At 59.0% G+C, this 18,019-nt stretch carries 23 protein-coding genes; 16 read left to right on the forward strand and 7 right to left on the reverse strand.

Annotated features, from left to right (window positions below; all coding sequences use genetic code 11):
* The first annotated feature begins 91 nt into the window (after nt 1-91).
* From ACQKKX_RS02385 to ACQKKX_RS02420, 8 genes are all read left to right on the forward strand, one after another.
* On the forward strand, nt 92-694 hold the full coding sequence (locus ACQKKX_RS02385) for a phage adaptor protein (protein ID WP_427568423.1): 603 nt from the start codon (nt 92-94) through the stop codon (nt 692-694).
* Nucleotides 691-1,290: a hypothetical protein gene (locus tag ACQKKX_RS02390; RefSeq protein WP_427568425.1), complete on the forward strand. Its 600-nt coding sequence runs from the start codon at nt 691-693 to the stop codon at nt 1,288-1,290. Before ACQKKX_RS02385 ends, ACQKKX_RS02390 begins: the two co-directional genes overlap by 4 nt.
* Nucleotides 1,291-1,574: 284 nt before the next feature.
* On the forward strand, nt 1,575-2,573 hold the full coding sequence (locus tag ACQKKX_RS02395) for a hypothetical protein (protein ID WP_427568427.1): 999 nt from the start codon (nt 1,575-1,577) through the stop codon (nt 2,571-2,573).
* A gap of 334 nt (nt 2,574-2,907) precedes the next feature.
* Nucleotides 2,908-3,369 (forward strand): hypothetical protein, encoded by a 462-nt coding sequence (locus tag ACQKKX_RS02400; RefSeq protein ID WP_427568429.1) that lies wholly within the window; start codon nt 2,908-2,910, stop codon nt 3,367-3,369.
* A gap of 9 nt (nt 3,370-3,378) precedes the next feature.
* Entirely contained in the window at nt 3,379-4,893 is a 1,515-nt protein-coding gene (locus ACQKKX_RS02405; protein WP_427568430.1) for a tail fiber domain-containing protein, read from the forward strand.
* The gene (locus ACQKKX_RS02410; RefSeq protein ID WP_427568432.1) at nt 4,893-5,171 is read left to right on the forward strand and encodes a hypothetical protein; all 279 of its coding nucleotides are present in this window, start codon (nt 4,893-4,895) and stop codon (nt 5,169-5,171) included. The genes ACQKKX_RS02405 and ACQKKX_RS02410 overlap by 1 nt, the downstream gene beginning before the upstream one ends.
* Nucleotides 5,171-7,345, forward strand: a complete 2,175-nt coding sequence (locus ACQKKX_RS02415) for a hypothetical protein (RefSeq protein ID WP_427568434.1) — start codon at nt 5,171-5,173, stop codon at nt 7,343-7,345. Before ACQKKX_RS02410 ends, ACQKKX_RS02415 begins: the two co-directional genes overlap by 1 nt.
* A 149-nt stretch (nt 7,346-7,494) precedes the next feature.
* Nucleotides 7,495-9,384 carry a hypothetical protein gene (locus tag ACQKKX_RS02420; RefSeq protein WP_427568436.1) on the forward strand — a complete coding sequence of 630 codons (1,890 nt, stop codon included), beginning with the start codon at nt 7,495-7,497 and terminating at the stop codon, nt 9,382-9,384.
* Here the strand turns inward: ACQKKX_RS02420 and ACQKKX_RS02425 are convergent.
* The 3 genes from ACQKKX_RS02425 to ACQKKX_RS02435 form a co-directional block, all read right to left on the reverse strand.
* Nucleotides 9,360-9,599 carry a hypothetical protein gene (locus ACQKKX_RS02425; RefSeq protein WP_427568438.1) on the reverse strand — a complete coding sequence of 80 codons (240 nt, stop codon included), beginning with the start codon at nt 9,597-9,599 and terminating at the stop codon, nt 9,360-9,362. The two genes, ACQKKX_RS02420 and ACQKKX_RS02425, sit on opposite strands and share 25 nt — an antisense overlap.
* A 24-nt stretch (nt 9,600-9,623) precedes the next feature.
* Nucleotides 9,624-9,902, reverse strand: a complete 279-nt coding sequence (locus ACQKKX_RS02430; protein WP_427568440.1) for a DUF5334 family protein — start codon at nt 9,900-9,902, stop codon at nt 9,624-9,626.
* 98 nt (nt 9,903-10,000) lie between these two features.
* Nucleotides 10,001-10,285, reverse strand: a complete 285-nt coding sequence (locus ACQKKX_RS02435) for a hypothetical protein (protein WP_427568442.1) — start codon at nt 10,283-10,285, stop codon at nt 10,001-10,003.
* A gap of 121 nt (nt 10,286-10,406) precedes the next feature.
* Between ACQKKX_RS02435 and ACQKKX_RS02440 the strand changes: the two genes are divergently transcribed.
* The 7 genes from ACQKKX_RS02440 to ACQKKX_RS02470 are packed head-to-tail and all read left to right on the forward strand — an operon-like array spanning nt 10,407 to nt 14,407.
* The gene (locus ACQKKX_RS02440) at nt 10,407-11,537 is read left to right on the forward strand and encodes a hypothetical protein (RefSeq protein ID WP_427568444.1); all 1,131 of its coding nucleotides are present in this window, start codon (nt 10,407-10,409) and stop codon (nt 11,535-11,537) included.
* Nucleotides 11,537-12,019: a hypothetical protein gene (locus ACQKKX_RS02445; RefSeq protein ID WP_427568446.1), complete on the forward strand. Its 483-nt coding sequence runs from the start codon at nt 11,537-11,539 to the stop codon at nt 12,017-12,019. Before ACQKKX_RS02440 ends, ACQKKX_RS02445 begins: the two co-directional genes overlap by 1 nt.
* Nucleotides 12,020-12,042: 23 nt before the next feature.
* On the forward strand, nt 12,043-12,723 hold the full coding sequence (locus tag ACQKKX_RS02450; protein ID WP_427568447.1) for a TIGR02594 family protein: 681 nt from the start codon (nt 12,043-12,045) through the stop codon (nt 12,721-12,723).
* A gap of 11 nt (nt 12,724-12,734) precedes the next feature.
* Entirely contained in the window at nt 12,735-12,908 is a 174-nt protein-coding gene (locus ACQKKX_RS02455) for a hypothetical protein (RefSeq protein WP_427568449.1), read from the forward strand.
* A gap of 12 nt (nt 12,909-12,920) precedes the next feature.
* Entirely contained in the window at nt 12,921-13,316 is a 396-nt protein-coding gene (locus ACQKKX_RS02460; RefSeq protein ID WP_427568451.1) for a hypothetical protein, read from the forward strand.
* 1 nt (nt 13,317) lies between these two features.
* Nucleotides 13,318-13,767, forward strand: a complete 450-nt coding sequence (locus ACQKKX_RS02465) for a hypothetical protein (RefSeq protein ID WP_427568453.1) — start codon at nt 13,318-13,320, stop codon at nt 13,765-13,767.
* A gap of 58 nt (nt 13,768-13,825) precedes the next feature.
* Nucleotides 13,826-14,407, forward strand: coding sequence for a hypothetical protein (locus ACQKKX_RS02470; RefSeq protein WP_427568455.1), 582 nt, complete (start codon nt 13,826-13,828; stop codon nt 14,405-14,407).
* Between the two features lie 137 nt (nt 14,408-14,544).
* On the opposite strand, the gene ACQKKX_RS02475 is transcribed toward ACQKKX_RS02470, so the two are convergent.
* From ACQKKX_RS02475 to ACQKKX_RS02485, 3 genes are read right to left on the reverse strand one after another with little or no spacing between them, the layout of a single operon-like run.
* Entirely contained in the window at nt 14,545-14,811 is a 267-nt protein-coding gene (locus ACQKKX_RS02475) for a DUF2283 domain-containing protein (protein WP_427568457.1), read from the reverse strand.
* Nucleotides 14,804-15,157, reverse strand: a complete 354-nt coding sequence (locus ACQKKX_RS02480; RefSeq protein ID WP_427568459.1) for a hypothetical protein — start codon at nt 15,155-15,157, stop codon at nt 14,804-14,806. The genes ACQKKX_RS02475 and ACQKKX_RS02480 overlap by 8 nt, the downstream gene beginning before the upstream one ends.
* A gap of 4 nt (nt 15,158-15,161) precedes the next feature.
* Nucleotides 15,162-15,491: a hypothetical protein gene (locus ACQKKX_RS02485; RefSeq protein ID WP_427568460.1), complete on the reverse strand. Its 330-nt coding sequence runs from the start codon at nt 15,489-15,491 to the stop codon at nt 15,162-15,164.
* A gap of 385 nt (nt 15,492-15,876) precedes the next feature.
* Here ACQKKX_RS02485 and ACQKKX_RS02490 point away from each other — a divergent pair, with 385 nt between their 5' ends.
* On the forward strand, nt 15,877-16,242 hold the full coding sequence (locus tag ACQKKX_RS02490; protein ID WP_427568462.1) for a helix-turn-helix domain-containing protein: 366 nt from the start codon (nt 15,877-15,879) through the stop codon (nt 16,240-16,242).
* 1,448 nt (nt 16,243-17,690) lie between these two features.
* Here ACQKKX_RS02490 and ACQKKX_RS02495 read toward each other — a convergent pair.
* On the reverse strand, nt 17,691-17,921 hold the full coding sequence (locus tag ACQKKX_RS02495; protein ID WP_427568464.1) for a hypothetical protein: 231 nt from the start codon (nt 17,919-17,921) through the stop codon (nt 17,691-17,693).
* Nucleotides 17,922-18,019 lie beyond the last annotated feature (98 nt).

Here is an 18,019-nt window from a genome sequence, read left to right on the forward strand (position 1 = left end):
TCGAAGGGTACCGACGCGTAACCGAAGAGATGGCGAGGATAACCGACCGCTCCCGAGCTTTCCAATCATTTACAGAATGGCAGGTGACCTGATGAGCGCCATCAGCGACTACGCATCACTGCTGATCGACGCAGGCGAGTATGCCGGCGCCGACGACATCGCCCACGTCTTCCCGCGTCTAGTCGCTCTTGCTGAGGCCAAGTTCAACAGGGTTCTCCGCGTCTCGCAGATGGAGAAAGCCGCCAGCCTGACGCTCGTCAATGGCGACGTGCCGCTACCGGCAGATTTCCTTGAGGCGCGCATGGTCACTGGACCCGCAGGGCAGGGCCTGAACGCATGGTCTCTGTCGGAGCTTGATGCGCGGTATCGGAACAACGGCGGTTACCCGCGAGGCTACGCCGTTGTTGGCGGCACCATTCGTGTGCGTCCGACATCAGCCGGTACGATCGCAATCAGCTACTATTCGAAAATCCCGCCTCTGACCCCTGCAAACCCGACGAACTGGCTGCTGAACGAAGCGCCGGACGTTTACCTGTACGCCTTGGTCGAAGAAATCGCGATTTGGAAAAAGGACCCTGACGGCGTAGCCGCCGGTCGCGGGCTGAAAGAACTCGCGATGCGCGGTCTTGCGCTCCAGGACGAACGTGCACGCTGGGGCAATTCCCAAGTCGTCATCGATGGACCGACGCCATGACGCTGATTACGACGATCAACTCGGTTTGCGATGCCGTGAACATCGACAGGTTCGACAGCGTTTATGGGGCGGATGATCCGGCCGCCAATACGATGTTTGAGCTGGCGCAACAGGCCGGCGATGAGATTGCGCGCCGCGCCGACTGGCGGGGTCTTCTGGTCAGCGGGTCGTTGCTGAGTTCTGGTAGCCCGATACCCACCGATTTTCAGCGCTTCGTACCTGGGGGCGGCATTCGCAGTGCTGCTGGAGAATTCATCCGGCCCGTAACAAACTCTGCACAGTGGCGCGTCGTCTCAGCGATCGCGTCCGTCCAGCCTTACTACTTCCTTGACGGTTCCGTCGTTCGTGTGGCGCCGCCTGCGGCAGGAAATGGCGCGCTGCTGGATTACGTGTCGAACCGCTGGGTAAAGGATGGAATTGCCTGGGGCAGCAACCTTACCAAGGACGATAACACGTTCGCTTTCCCTGAAAAGCTGATGGTCAAAGACATCATCTGGCGTTGGCGCCGACTGAAGGGGATGGCCTACGACGATCAGCTTGCCGAGTTCGAGGCGGATCTTTCTCAGGAAATCGACGCCGACAGGGGGCAGTCATGAAGGTGAAACCCGGCCGGATCGGGCTAACGAACCGCGGCAGCGTGTCCACGGGATCAAAACAGGTGTCTGTCCCGCTGACGTTCCCGGCACCTACGCAAGGCCTGATCACCGCTGCCGACATCGCATCTCAGTCAAGCGGGGCTGCGGTTGTCCTTGAAAACTTCTTCCCAACCTTGTTTGGGGCGCGGGTTCGAGGCGGCTGTGAGAAATGGGGCCGGGCCGCTGACGGCGGATCGATCGTCTCCGCATTTCGGTACGTCTATGGCCCGATCGAGCGAATGTTCATGGCTACGAAGACGGCAATCTACGACATGTCCGCGCCAGCCACGCCTCCGGTCACGACACCGGCCGTCGTCGGCGGCTTGACCAGTGGGGAATGGAGCACGTTCCAGCATACGAATGCGGGTACGAGCTACATGATTTGCTTCAATGGCTCGGACCCGCGCTGGATCTACAATGGCTCTACCTGGGGCACGGCGCCGGCCATCACGTTTTCTGACACGACGACGATGGCAAACCTCAATTTCGGATGGGTGTTCAAGAACCGCGAATTCTTCCTCAAGAACGGCTCCATGGACGCCTACTTCCTGAATAACCTTTACACGATCGGCGGCGCTGCATCGGTCTTTCCGCTCGGCGGCGTGATGAAGGAAGGGGGGGCGCTTTTGTCGGGCTTTTCGTGGTCGCTGGAAAGCGGCGACGGTCCGAACGAGTATTGCGTCTTCCTTTCCACAGAGGGCGAGGTGGCCGTCTACAGCGGATCTGATCCGGCAAGCACGACTGATACAGGGTTCGCGCTTGTCGGTGTTTACAAGATTGCCAAGCCGCTGGGAAAGAACGCGTGGATCAAGTCCGGTGGCGACGTTCTGATTGCAACGGTTGACGGGCTAATACCGCTTTCGCAGGCTTTCCAGCGAGACCGCCAGCAGCTTACCTTGGTTTCGGCATCGAAGGCGATTGACGATCTTTGGCGCGCCGCTGCCGGTGCCACCGGTTCGGGCTGGACGCTGACGCTCTGGCCTGAACAGAACCTGGTGTTCGTCTGCTTTCCAGACAACCCGGCTGTTCCAGACACGACGTTCGTCTTCAACACCCAGACGGGCAAATGGAGCACGATCACGAATTGGCAGGCAACTTGCTACGCGCCTCATCAGAAGAGCCTGTTCTTCGGGTCGTTCGATGGCATTTCTTGGCATGGAGACTATACCGGCTCCGACGATGGCATGCCTTTCCAGGCCGGCTACATCTCCCATTTCAATCCCGGCAGGGCTTTGGACAGGTGAAGGTCGCAAGCTTTGCCAAAATGCGTTTCAAATCGTCCTCTAAGCCTAACGCGCTCCTATTTGCGCGCGCCGATATGGACCAAACCCTTCCACACTTCTCTACCGTCACGCTGAATGCCGCAGGTTCGTCCGAGTGGGATAGCGGACGATGGGATGAAGCCGTATGGGATGGCGGTGGGCCGACGCGAACATACTTTGAGAGCAGACAGAACGTTCGCGCCGAGGGGGAAACACTAGCTCTCGGCTGTGTCATTGTCTCAGGCGGATCGGTGCGGCTCGACCTTGAGCTTGATATCGGAACGATGCTTGTTGCACCCGGGGAGGCTGGTGGCTGATGCTTCCATCTGATCCCGTCAAATCCTACGAAGCGCTGATGCGCTGGACAGCTGGCAATGTAGCGGCCGCCGATTTTCTCCGCGAGATGTCAGAAATTGCTCGTCTTGCCGATGACATCGTTGACGAAGTAGCTCACCGACAGCGCAACGTCAGCTGGCTATTGTCGCGCACTCTGGTGGCTTTGCCTGGAAACCCATTCTTTGCCGCGCACGCGGTGCGGCTGGGACCACTGATTAGCACCATCGTCGTCAAGTGGCGTCTCAGCGACGAATACAGGCTTTCCGATGATCAACTCAAGCAGGTGCATGGCTTCGTCATGCGTGAGGCCGTGGGCGATTTGGTGACGGCGACGGCGTCCATTATCGGCGGCGACGAGTTCGCAATGACCGTCGCCGCGGACTTCTTTCAAACTTGCCATGCCGGCTCGATCGAGACCGTTCAGGATTGGGTAGAGGAATAATCAATGGGAATGTACGGTAGCGCACCGCAGGCGCCAGATCCGAAAGAGACTGCAGCCGCCCAGACCGGTACCAACATCTCGACCGCGACGGCGAACTCATGGTTGAGCAACATCAATCAGGTCACGCCCGACGGGTCGCTGACGTATTCCCAGACGGGAAGCGCCTTTACGCCTTCGGAAACGGGCCAGACCTATTACTACAACCCGAAGACTGGCGAGTATTCGACCAACAAAAAGATCACCGGTTACACGCCAGCGACCCCGTCGACCTCACCTGCAAACGGCGGCTTGATGGGCTACCTGTCGGGCGAGACGCGGGGTGGATCCGCCAATGGTGGCCAACCGATCTATGAAGACGGCTGGCAGCAGGTCAAAGGCATGCTCGTTCCGACCTTCACGGCAACGCAGACGCTTTCTCCGGCCCAGCAGGCCATCAAGAACCAGGAGGATCAAGGCAACCTTAACCTGGCCACACTCTGGAATACGCAGTCTGGTAAGTTGAATACACTGCTGAAAGACCCGTTCAGCATTTCTGGAGCGCCTGCGGCCGGAAATGCGTCGAGCTTGACGGCGCCACAGTACCAACAGTTTGGCAGCGGGCCGCAGTTGCAGACCAGCGTCGGCAACGCTGGCGATATCACGAAATCATACGATATCGATTTCGACACGAGCAAATACCAAGATGCCCTGATGGCGAAGCTGCAGCCGTCGCTCGATCAGAACAGGGCCGCCACGGAACAGAAGCTCGCAAATCAGGGTCTGATGCCGGGCACGCCAGCCTATGATCGCGCCTATGCGGCAGTGACGGCGCAGGAGAACGACGCTCGATACGGTGCGATCCTTAACGCCGGGCAGGAGCAGACCCGCTTGGCCAACCTCGCGCAGCAGCAGGCAAGCTTCCAGAATGCCGCCCAGCAGCAGGGTTATAACCAGGCCGCCAACAACATGTCCATGGGCAACGCAGCCCTACAGCAGCAGTATCAGAACCTGACCAGCTCAACTGCTGCGAACAATGCCCTTCAGGATCAGTCGTTCAATGCACAGCAGGCAATGATCGATGCTCAGAACAGGGAACGCGCCAACTATTTGAATGAGCAGTATGCGCAGCGGAACCAGAACCTGAACGAAGTTCTTGGCCTCGCTTCGGGCACGCAGCTGTCAAACCCGAATTTCGTGCCGACGCAGGGGCAGACCATGCCGACGGTCGATTATGCGGGTTTGGTCCAGCAGGACTATCAGAACAAGCTCGGCGCCTACAATCAGAGCCAGGCTGGTATCGGCTCGATCCTCGGCGGCATCGGAAGCATATTCAGCATGTCCGACCGGGATGCCAAGAAGGACATCAACAAGGTCGGTGGGCTTTACGAATACCGGTACAAGGATGATCCGAAGGGCACGCCGAAGCGCATTGGTGTGATGGCGCAGGAAGTCGAGAAGGTACGGCCAGGGGCGGTACGTGAGGGCACCGACGGCTATAAACGAGTGAATTACGGCGCCTTGTTCGCCGCTGGAGGCGCACGCTGATGGAAAACCAGTACGACCCTTTCGGCATGTATGCGTTTATGGCGCAGCGGCCAGCGGCTCCACAGCAAAGCGTTTCCAACCAGATCGCGCAGCAAATCATGGGGCAACCCGCCCAGACCGTCGGGCAGGGCATGGGCCAGCTCGCAACGGGTCTGGGAACCGGCCTTGCCAAGTTTCAGGCAGACAAATTCCCAAAGGCTCCCGGTGGCGCCAAGCCTAGCCCGCTTACCGGGCTCATGAACCTCTTTACCTTCGGCAACAACGGGGGCCTCTACTGATGGTCGGTTTCATTTTCGGCGGCAACACCGGCGAGACTTACACGAGCCTGCAGCGGCGCCGTGCGATGGCTGACGCTTTGGCTGCCCAGGTGATGGGACAGCAGCCGAAGAACACGGCAGAGGGTATCGGCGCCGTGCTGAAGGGAATTGGTGCGGGCATTGGCCGATATCGCGCTGACAAGGCCGAAGACAAAGGCCGGACCGCCGCTGACACACTGTTCCAGTCGATCATCGGCGGCGGGGCGTCAAGCAACCCAATAGCTGCATCAGCGGCGACATCAGGCGTTGCCAAGGAACTTGCAGCGTCTTCGCCAGCTGGCGGCGGTGATTACTTTTCCGCGATCCGCGCGGCCGAGAGCGGCGGCAACGACAGTGCGAAGAACCCGAACTCGTCTGCAACCGGCCGCTATCAGTTCATTGACAGCACCTGGGCCGGGTTGATGAAAAGCAATCCCGAACTGGGCCTTACGGCGGACGGACGCAAGGATCCTGCGCAGCAGGAAAAGGCGATCCGCGCATTCACAGCCCAAAACGCGCAGAGCTTGGCATCTGCCGGCTTGGAAGCAACCCCGGGCAATCTCTACGCGGCCCACTTTCTCGGCGCCGGCGGTGCGCGCAACGTGCTCCGCGGCAACCCGGGCTCTGCGGTCAGCGCCTATGTCGACCCCGGCGTGATCCGTGCGAACCCGTTCCTGCAGGGAATGACGGTTGGCGAGTTCCAGCAGTGGGCATCTCGCAAGGGCGGCGGTGGAAGCGGTCCGGTTCAAGTGGCGAGCCTCGATCCGGCAGCCGGCGCACCGAGTGCGGCTGCGGCCATTGATGCTGTAGCTCCACAAGGCGGCTTTCGTGGCTCCGACTTCAATTCCCCAATGCTGACCTATGACGAGAATGGTGCGCGCATGGAACGCCCCTATCCGGCGCAAGGCGGCAATATTCCTCAGCCTCAGAATGGCGGCGCGGGTTTCGATCATGGTCGATGGGGCGATCCCATCAACCTGGCCGAAATGCCAGCCGGTGCCAGTGACCTCGGCCAGAGGTTGGGCGCGCAAGCGAATGCCTTTGTGGCACCCCAGCAGCCACAGCAGCCGCCCGCAGGCGCGCTTCCGCCGCTGGATCAGCGTCAGGTTGGGCCGACGCCTTCGGTTGCGTCCCAGCCTCAGCAAATGCCGCAGCAGCAGGTGCCGATGCAGGTCGCGCAGGCTGCTCCGCAGGTCGACCAGCGGCTCTATCAGCTTCTGACCAATCCTTTCCTCGACGACGACAAGAAAGCTGTCGTCAAGATGATGTTACAGCAGCAGATGGAGGCAGCCGACCCGGTGCGCCAGATGCAGCTGGAAAAGGGCCGGCTTGAGCTAGACGCGCTGCGGAACCCTCAGCCGAAATACGATTACACCACTCTGCCTGATGGAACGGTCTTGCGGACGAACAGTCGTGGAGGGGCGCCGGAGAAGGTCTATGAATCTGCCCCCAAGCCGACGACCAATCAGCTTGATTACGAATATTACGCCGATCGGGAGATGCGCGAAGGACGGCAACCGCTTGGCCCGCTCGAATGGGAGCAGGCTCAGCGTAAAGCGGGAGCGACCACGGTCAACAACAACATTGGTGAAGGCGACGAGTTCTACAAAGAGCTGGATAAGAAGAATGCAGGTATGTTCGCGACCTTGTCGGACGCTGGCATGTCCGCACGCGCCAAGATGGGTCAGATAAACCGGTTAGAAACGCTCTTCGCCAACGTCCCCCAGGGCATGGAAGGCGGCCTGAAAAAGATTGCCGGCGACTGGGGTATCGCGATCGGGGAAGGCACCAGCGATATCCAGGCGGCAAGCTCGCTGCTCGAGCGAATGGTGCCGGAGCAGCGTGCACCCGGCAGCGGTCCGATGTCTGATGCCGATATCAAAATGTTCCGTGCTTCCTTGCCTCGCATCATCAACCAGCCGGGCGGCAACCAGCTCATCTTCGGAACGCTCCGGGGCATCGCTGAATACGAAACGAAGATGGGTGAAATCGCAGATGCCGTCGCGGACCGGACAATTACCGCTGCCGAGGGACGAAAGCAGATCCGCGAGCTGCAAAATCCGCTGGCGGATTACAAAATCCCAGAAGGCTCCACGCCCAATGAGGGCTGGAAAGAGCTTTCGCCCGGCGTTCGTATCAAGAAGGTTGGTGACTGATGCCACGTTATGAAGTCGAGATTGGCGGCAGCAATTACGAGATCGAGGCGCCGGATGAACAGGCTCTTTCGATCGCAATCCAGCAGGTGCAGGGCGGCGCCGATACATCGCCGGCGCCAAACAATAGGTCCGGCGGAATAGATGGAGCAGTGCGCGCCGTCGGCCGCGGTGTTCTTGGCGTCGGGTCTTTCCTCGACGAGATGAACGCAGCAACAAACGCAACCCTGTCTCCGATCGTCGATCCGCTGCTGCCCGATAGTTTTAACGAGGGCAAGCTTTCGGGCAAGACTTGGGGAGAGCGTTACGACCAGTCGCTTGCCATGCAGCGCCGCAAGGATCAGGAATACGACCAGGATAACCCCTATATTTCCACTGGTCTGAAAATCGCTGGCGGCATTGGCTCGGGCGGGGCTTTGCTCAAGGCTGCCCCGGCGATCGGCGGCTATGTCATGGGCAACACGGGTGCAACATTGCTGCCGCGGGTAGCATCCACGATGGGCGCGGGCGGCGCTACCGGTGCCGTACAAGGCTTCGGGGCGGGCGGGGGCGGGGCACGTAACCGCCTAAATCAGTCTGCAAAAGAAACGTTGATCGGTGCCGGAACTGCCGGCGCGATGATGCCGGTTGCTGCCGGCGCAAACAAAGTCGCATCTGCCCTTGTTCGCCGCATCATGGGGCAGAGTGACGATGCGCTGTCGGTTATGTCACCGGAGGCCCGCCGGTATCTCACCAACGAGCTTGCGGACCCCGACAAGCTGGCGTTGACACAGTCGGCGTTGCGCGACCTCGGACCGGAGGCAATGCTTGCCGATGTCTCTCCCGACTGGCTTGGTGTCGCCCGCGGCGCTGCCGCTCGACCGGGAACGCGTGGAATGGTCGTCGATCCCCTGAACGAGCGCGCCGCCAGCGCAAACCCCCGCATTCGGGCGGACGTTGCACGGAGCCTGGGCCCCGATCCTATCCCGTCGCAGATCGATGCCGAGATCGGAGGCAGCCTGAACCGAGTGGCCCGCGAGTATGGTCCTGTCATGCGTGATCGGACGCCGTATGATTTCACAGCTATCACCGAGGATATCGACAGCTCGATTGCATCGCTTCGGGGAGACGCGCAGCGCCGACTGCAACAGGTCCGGGGTATGCTGAACGAGTTCGGGGAAGATGCTGTCGCAACCGACCCCGCTGTAGCGTTCCAGACCCGCCAGGCAATTGATGGGATGCTCGTCGACGAGACGAACCCCCGTGTCGTGTCTGCGCTGACGGAAGCACGGCAGATGATCGATGACGCTCTTCGTGTCTCGATGCCCCGCATAAAGGAAGTCGATGCCAACTATTCGGAACTGGCCCGTCAGCGGGAGGCGTTGACGCAGGGGCGCCCCATCCTGAACAACGAAGCCAGCGCCATGCGCCCGGTCGAACTTGAGCAGGCTTTGCAGCAAGGCGCGCTGCCGCAGGGAATGCAGATCGGGCCGTCAGCCGTTCCGACACGAATGAAGCAGGGAGCGCTGGGCGAGATCTACCGAGCCGTCGGCACCAAGGCCAACGACACGACAGCCCTTCGCAACGTTGTGCGGGGCGAGGGTGATTGGAACCGGGACAAACTTGGGATGCTGTTCGGCCAGGACAATGCCGATGACGCCTTGCGTGCGATCGATCGGGAAACTGTCTTTGGCGACACTGCCAATCGCGTGACGCGCGGCTCCGATACTGCGATGGCTAATCGCTTCACCAAGTTTCTCGACGACACAGAGAAAGCGCAGGACATCCCGGCGGACACGACCCTGACCGGCGCGGCCGCCCGAATGGGGCGCTCGCTGGCAAGATACCTTGTCCAGGGTGACCCGATGACGAATGCCAACCAGGTTGCATCCGATATTGGGCGGCTGAGTGTCGCGCGAGGGAACGTTCGCGATCAGATCGTCGAGGCGCTAATGAAGACCGGAAAGCAGAACGTAGTGGATAAGCGGCGAGCCGATGCCGTCAGGACGTTGCTACAGAGCAGCGGCCTTGCCGGTTATCAGTCCCTGCCGGGCGTCCGCTGACGCAACGCGTCCCAGCGACCGATGAGGAAGCCGCCACACAATCCCATAACGAGAGTTGCGAGCGGCGGAATAAGATCCGCCGGAAGCAGCTCAACCGCCCATCGGACGCCAAACATCACCGGGACGGCGAGCGCCAGCACGATAGCAGCCGTGAGGATGGCAATCAGCTTCAGCGCCTTGTGGCTCGGTTCATGTGGGTCGTGATCGATCTGCATGGCGCATAGATACATGAATGAAAGTTAGTTGTCTTCCATATTAAAAGTCCGGGTCTCGCCACTCTCGTTGTCGTAAACCTCCAGGTCGACGGATGAGCCGGAGCTGTCGATCGATTGAACTTCCATGTCGCGATACTCGCCAGCATCATAATCGTAGACTTCGATTGTCTCGCCTTCACGGACAAGATTGCCTTTGCCGATCTCAACATTGGCGCCGCTTTCTGCATCTACCCCGTCCCAAGCCATCGTTTGCGTGCCGAACAACAGAGCGGCGAGGGTAACAAGCACGGCGATCGTCTTCATGGGGCTCTCTGATGGTCAGGGGGTTGAGTAAACTTTGATCTGCAATCGATAAGAGGACATCATGGGAACGTCAATTGAACGCGGCTTCTATTCCGCGACTATCCGTTGGCATCTGGGAAATCTGCTTTTGACCATGGCTGACGCTTTATCTCGTCAAGCGCAACGGCTGGGAACATGTGTATCATTGTCCGAAGAAGATGCTCGAAAGCCTCGTCCGATACAGGTAGATCAAGTATGGTCTGGTTTTTCAGATGAAGGCGCAGAATATTGGCTTCTTCGCCATGCGCCTGACCCAGGCTCCGATGCTGGTATTCGAAGCGTTCGAAATCTACCACTCGATAGCTCGTACCGACTTCTAGCGCTGGCAAAATTCTCTGTGACATTGTCGCCCCCCACGTTTGACAGCGGGCAATCTGGAATCGTCTCGCGCTAGAGTCGAATCCGAAATCAGAACATCGTTAAACTGGCTCCGCTTGCGGGGCCTTTTCCATTTGGAGAACGCGAATGCCGTACACCGGTGATATCTACAACCCGCCAGCTGGTACGAAAGGCGCGCCGAAGACAACCATTCAGTCGGCCAAGTACAATGCGATGGTCGATGACATCACAGCCGCGCAGAACTATCCGAGACCGCTTACTGGCGGCGGTACCGGCGCGACGAACGCCCTTCAGGCGCGCGCAAACCTTGGCCTCGCGATTGGGTCTGATGTGCAGGCTTATGACGCTGGGCTTACATCGCTGGCCAACCTCCCCATCGTCGCCGGGCTCATTCCTTACACCGTCGGCGCCGACCTTTGGGCGACAACGGGATTGACGGAGTTCGCCCGGTTCGGGCTCGGGGCCAGTAGCGCCGCAGCGTTCCGTGGCCATATCGAACTGGGCAGCCTTTCGACATTGAATGTCGTGAATGATGTAAATTGGTCTGGCGCTGATCTTTCGATCGCGAATGGCGGGACTGGGGCAAGCTCAGCGGCGGCGGCGCGCGCAAATCTCGACACCTATTCGAAGGCAGAAACGGATGCCGTCGCCAACGGGCGATTGTCATTGAGCGGTGGGACTGTTGCCGGCCCGGTCATCCTTTCGGGGACAGCCGGTCAGCCGGTTCCTATTCTGCAGATGACCTATCAAGGTATCCGATCATGGAAGCTGCAAGTCGATCCGAGCGGGACTCTGGCCATTATCGACCTGACAAGCGGTCTTCAGCTCTCCTCGTTCGACACGCAGGGCAACTTCACCATCTACAACAACGTGAAAGCTGGCGGGATCGTTTACGCCGGCAATGGCGCTTCTGCTCTGACTGCCGTCGGCAACGTCTTCGGCAGCATCTGGTCTGCTTGGGGCGCGAGCGATGCGTTCACGGCGATAGATAGCCGTATATCTGCTTTTTACACCACCGGAATTGCGCAGATCATGCCGACCGTTGCCGCGCAAGGCGTTGGCGCAATCGGCACATACGCCATGCTCGCCTTCACCGACGGCACGACAACAGGAACGCCAGGCCAGAACTTCTCCGGCCCAAATCTTCGTTACGCCAACAATAACGGTTCGGGAGCCGCCGTAAACACTGGCACGTGGAAGCTTATGGGGGACATGTCCACAGCCAATAGAGCATCGCTGTTTTTGAGGATTTCATGATGGAAAATGCCGACAAAGCACAAGGGCAGGAAACAGTCGCAGCAGGTCCTATCGACATCAACGCTTTTTTGTACCGCAATCCCGTGTGGGCCAACGAAGAACACACGGCTATCGCCCTCGATGTGAGGTGGCGTGAAACCGATCCTTGGATGCCCTATGGGACAGCCTCTTTCGACCCCGAACCATCGGGCCGCGTCTTCTTCGCCCGTGTGGTCGAAGAATGCGGAGACAGTATTGGGCCTTATGTGCCGCCACCGCCTTCGCCGTATACCCTGTACGTTTCCGACTTCTGGGACAGGATGACGGTCGAGGAGGGCGACGACTTCGACGCTGCAATGTCGATCGCGACCCCTCTGAAATCCCGCAGGGCCTTCAACGCTGCCGTAACGCTGCAATCCGACAGCGACCTTTTTGCATGGGTCCGAAACGTCCTCCTGGGCGTGACCACCGAGGCCCGCGCCGCCGTCATCATGGCGCAGTAACCAATCACAAGGACATCATCGATATGGACACGACGTTGCAGGAAGCGCAGCGGCGCTTGATCGCGCTCGGCTATAACCTTGGGCCTGCGGGCGCCGATGGTTATCCGGGACGGTTCACGACCGCTGCCGTTACCCGGTTCCAGAAGGACAAGGGGCTCGATATCCAGTTCCCCGGCACCATCGGGCCGAAGACGCTGGAGGCGCTACACGGGTCCGAGCGCGTGAAACCAGTAGAGCTTCCGTGGATCGCGGAGGCCCGCAAGCTGCTGGGCCTGCACGAGGTCAGGGACGCGAAGAAGCTGGACAAGGCGCTTCGTCTCGACACGAGCGAGATAGCATGGTGCGGGGCGTTTGTCGGCATGTGCGTGGCCACTGCCCTGCCCTCTGAGCCAATGATCGCCAATCCTCTCGGCTCCCGCAACTGGCTCAAGTTCGGCCATTCGATTGGCTCTCCGCAGGTCGGCGCCGTCGCCGTCTTCTGGCGCGGCAGCAAGGACGGCTGGCAGGGTCATGTCGGGTTCGTCGTCGGGCATGACAAGACGCACCTGCACATTCTTGGCGGCAACCAGTCTGACAAGGTGAGCGTGTCCCGCATCGCGAAGGACCGCTTGCTCGGCTACCGGTGGCCGACCACGCAGCCGCTGCCGACCGGCACGCTGCCGATGACCACAATCAACGCATCCATCACCACCAACGAAGCTTAGGAGCGATCACCATGAACCCATATTCCAAAGCCATCGGCGCCGCGGTCGGCGGTGCTCTCGTCGGTTCTGCCGGTCTTCCAGTCATGCCGAACGATACGCCTTGGTACGGCTATATCCTGCTCTATGCCGTATCTATCGGTCTGCCGGCGCTGTTGACGTATCTGGCGCCCAAGAACACCGCGTAAGGAGAGGGAACTATGCCCGACGTCAACATATCCTCAACGAACAACCTCCTTGAGAAAATGAAGGACATGGGCAACGGAACTCATGCTCGTGTCATCGCTACAGCTGTCGTCAATTCAGACGGGACCAGCGCCAGTGTTCTTCCGGCCGGCACGAACCGGTCTGGGGCCATCACCACGGGCGGTACTGCGCAGTCTCTCGCGCCAGCCAATGCCGCCCGTAAAATGCTTTCCGGTCAGAATATTTCGGCGGGCGACCTCTGGATAAACGAGATTGGTGGAGCCGCGGCGATCGATGCAGCCGGCAGCTACAAAATCACCGCAGGCGCATCCTTCAAGATCAACACGAACCAAGCTGTGAGCATCATCGGGGCGACAACCGGCCAGAAGTTCACCGCGACAGAGACGTGACATGGAGATCGTTCCATCCCCGACCCCGTTGGCTGATGCACCTCCGAAAGGTGAAGCCAAGATTGCCACGGCAGGCGCCGCAAACACTGCTTCTCGTATGGATCATGAGCATCCGCGTCTGACCTCGGCCACCAGCGGTACGCTCAACGCCTCCGGCGAAGCCACGGTGATGTTCACGCGAACGTTCGACACAAAGCCATCCGTAGCGCTTCTGTATGCCGAGTCCGCCGACGGTCAGCCGATCGTTTTCAAAATCAAATCGTGGCTTGGGGAAAACGGCCTGGCATATGTCTCCGGCGCATATGGCGGTTGCGTCATCAAAGGCTATCGATCCCAGACCATTCCAACGAATCTCGTTTCGCTGCTGATCGGCGGCGTCTTCAACCTGTTCGCAGGATCAGCGGCCGGGGTCGAATATTCGGCAATTGCGCTGCAGACCTCTGCCGTCTGATAGATAATTCAATGCGCATCGAAGGGCATAGGGCATAATGGCGAGCGGTACAACGGAAATGAGCAACGGCAACGGCTTCGACCCCATGGCGCAATACGCTCGACTTTCAGAGCGGGTGGAGAACCAGGGCAAGGACATCGTAGACCTCCGGTCGAACATGAACACCGGGTTCCAGAGCGTCAATGCCAGCCTGACAACGCTGTCGAATGAGCTGCGGTCGAACTCGAAAACCCAGTGGCCCGTCATATGGACCGCGGCCGGCGTGTCGTTCACGGTCCTCGCCGCGCTTGGCGCCTTCGTATACGGGACGCTCTCTACGCGTCAGGACAGGACCGACACGACCATCATCGGCGTCATCGACAAGATGGTGACGCAGAAGGAAATGGAATGGCGCACCGCGCGCAGTCAGGAGGACCGCACAAGAACCGATGCCGCAATTAAGGAAATTCGCGAAGGCTTGGTGCCTCGAGCCGAGCATGAACGGGTCTGGCAGAATTACACCGCAAGCGATGCGAACATGCAGCGCCAGCTTGACGAACTGAAGCAGGCGCAGGGCAGCGTATACGGCGCCCGCGACGTGATCCTCGATCTGCGAGAGCGCCTCGATCGCGTCGAGAGGCAGCGCCTCACGCAACCATGAACTTATCACTCGTGAGAGTGACTCCCGAAGGCGTTCACAGATTTGGAGTATTTACTCGTTCGCGCAATCTCCAGCACTCAATTTCGCGTTCGAACCTCTCCAGCCAGAAGCGCGTTGCGGCTGCCACATCCGCCATCTCAGAGGTCAAACGCATGCTCGACTACGTTCTCGGCCGCTGCAGGGGGGATGCCAAAATGATAAGATATTGTGTCAGCCAGTTGATGCCTGCGCTCGTTCCACAGATCGCGAAAGTCCATAACGGTGGCACTGATCAGCTCCCCGCGACCGTTGTAACGCCACACAATACCGGTCGTGTCTTCCGTTCCGCGGGCTGCCTGCTCGATCCTCTTTGAGATGTAGAGCACGTCAACCTTTGCGTCATACGCTACGGTGAACTCACTCATTGCGATCCCTACTGTTTCTTACGTAAGCAAGTTCAGGCGTCCCGTTCGTCGAGGCGAAGTACGCCGTCTTTACGCGGCCGCTATCCGACGTGATCATCTTGACCGGCACCCGCAGAGGGTCGCCCGATGCATTCGTCGAGTCAATGTCCACGAACACGTAAGAGTTCCCGTAGCTCACTTCAACGTGCGTAGGGTTAACGATAGTTTGAGCAACGGCCGACTCGATGCTTGGGAGTTCAATGGGAACCTCCGGGTGGTGGTTCTTGACGTGCTCAACAGTCTCTTCGTAGAGCCGGATCTCCATGGCCGTCGACAATACGGAAGTGTAGATTATGCGATCCGGCACCCCGCTATCCTCGTGCCTCAGAATAATCCGTTTTGATCACCCCGTACTTTTCTTCATACGCCTTCAGGCCTTCTTGGAGAACAAGCATTAAGTCCTTAGCAGATTGGGGGCTCATTTGTATAATGGCCTGGGTCTCAAGGACGCCAAACATAGAGCCGGCCATGTCACCGGCGTCGATCGTTGCGGGAAACGCTCGACCCAATACCATGCTGACATCTAGTGCAGACCACGAAACGGCGAAATTCGATCCGTAGAATGTAGGAGCTTCAATACGTTTTGCTGGTTGATGATCGGCAGTCTGGCGGAGTTTTTGTGACACTTCATTGATATTCATTGAGACCCCCTATGTTGAAGAACACATGCACCAAAAGCATACGCTCGGCAAGAGTAGCTTCAAGTCGCGAGCACAACTGGAAGCACCTCAGGTCAGCCAGAACTCATGACGGAAGATATTGGTCGGCTGAACATCATTTCGTTAGCCAGTCCAAATAGTGGTGAGCATCCCTACGGCGCCGGGCGGGACGCTCATCGGCTTCGCCGTTACAGTCGCGTTCATAGCCGGGGCCAACTACGCGCAACCCTGACCGCCATTCTCCTACCCACCTATCCCCTCGTGCATTCGGGTGCGAGGGCTTTTTTGCGTTTGGGTATCCCCCTTTCTTAGGGGTGCGCGAAGATAATGAAACGGTAATTTACCTGTGCGTGAAAAAGGGGCGACCATGCGCAGGAAAAATGAGGTCAATGTCGAGCGGGGAAGGCGCATCCGGCAGGCGCTGGCGATGTGCGGGCATTCGAAAGTGACCGGCATTGCGGCTGAGTTGGGGATTTCCCCTGCCGCCTTTTCAAAGTGGTTGCAGGGCCATGCCATGGGCGTCGATCACGCCTGCGAACTAGCACATACGCTCGGTGTGTCCCTCGACTGGTTGCTGGCGGGTGACCCCCAAGCGGAAGCGAGCCGGCCACTCTCTAAGCTGGAACGAAATCTTCTCGACCTTCTCCAGCACCGATCGCCGGAAATTACAGTGCTGATGACGAAGATCGCGTCGGCAATTCCAAAACAGGGCAAGGGTAAAAACCCCCTCTAAAATTAGGATATACCAATATAGCAATCCTGCTACTGTGCTCGCTCATTTGCTTCAGGGGGCGGTAATGCAGCAGGTATTGATCGATCTAACGGCCGTTCGCGCACGTGCCGAGTGTCTCGGCAAGAGCGAATTCCTAGTTTACCTCATCGATATGGCTTTGGAGCTTGCAACCGAGTTGGCGAGGCTCGAGGCGCGCGGGCATCGGCCTGTTTCTGGCGCTCAACCATCGCCTTCACCACCCGCATAGATTCGCGTGCGGACGTGCCGCGGTCGAACTCGGTCTTTATCCGTCGCTGGATCAATTTGTCGCTAAGCCGCATCGGGCCATTATAGCCGACTAGGCGTCATCCGAAAATATCGATAAAGGAACGGACCACGGATAGTGCTGTCATCGCCACAAGGGTGGCGATCAGGGCGTAGGTTACCCAATCCAGCCAGCTTCTCATATCATTCGTGGTCCGGCGCTTAGCTTAATCGCTTGGGGTCAGGTCAACACATACTGCGATCGACGTATGTCTTATTCCCGTTTCCGTTGATGTAATAGCAGCCCCCGCGGGGGCCCCGAATGTATTGCCGGTAAGTCGGCGCGACCGGCATAGGCCGGTTAACTGCTGGTGCGGTAGGGAACGCCGCGGGAGCTGCGGGATAGTAGCCACCCGCCTGCCCACCAGGCCGCACCGAGGCAGCGCGATCACCGCAACGATTGCCGCGCGCATCTAAATCCCAGGGATTTTGGCAGTTGCCAGGTACAGCTGGCGGGCGCTGATAGTTGCCTCCGCCACCGCAATTGTGATTCACGCAGTAAGCTGTAACACCACCAACGACCGCAATTGCTACCAGCGCGGCGGCCGCCTGATCCTGCTTTTGTACCATCTCGCTGCATTCGAGCGGCGAGATGCCACGGTTGCCAAGCTCAGCTAGAATTTGCTGCTGGAACAGCGGGTCAGGGGTTTGTAGGTAGCTCCTACACAAATTCACTTTTGGAATTTGCTTCGGATTGGCCGCCAGCTGTGCCGGCGTAGTTGTGCAGCTTGTAAGCGCAAGCGTTAGCGCTGCGGCAATGTACGGCCGCGCCTTTTTTACGAAAGTCACCCTAATTCCCCCTAAAGCCCTTTCAGAAGGTGACACAACCATGCGGAGAGTCTAGGGGGTGGCGCGCTGCTACCCAGGGATTTTCAGTTCATTTTTGGTATCGAACTTCTCGGCTCAGTCACGCGGTATCATTCTGACTGATATCTTGTTGCCGGCACGGTTGCCGCAAGGTTTGCAACGGAACCGACGACTGACGTCAGCGACCGTGGCAGATGGGCCAAATAACTGTTTGATACGGCTCCAGTAGACCTTCCCGGAATGTCCGCACTTGCCGCAGCTGCCGACCATAACGTGCCAATCGGCAAGTTCATGCACGCCGTCTGTTACCGCCAGGTCAATGCTGCGGGCGTGCTTCATCATGGATCCTCGACAACGAAGCTGACTGCCCAGCCAGCACCCACGTAACGACCGCTCGCCATGCGTCCGATCTCAAGGAACATCAGCGCATCAGCGATTTCATCCGGCCGGTCCACGTTCTTGTTCAGGAACTCTTCCACCTCGCTGCCGGGCACAACCTCATCGATCACGTGGTCTCCGCGAGTAAAATGCAGATGGATCATTCGGTCGTCGTTATTCATTTCCGGCATGCTCGCCTCCATCAATCAGGATCTGCGCACTTAGCAGGCAGGGGAAACACGCCTCACACTCGTCAGTTCCTGCACGGTCGCAGCCCATCGAAAGAATG

Source organism: Neorhizobium sp. NPDC001467, from assembly GCF_050275975.1.
Lineage (GTDB): Bacteria > Pseudomonadota > Alphaproteobacteria > Rhizobiales > Rhizobiaceae > Neorhizobium.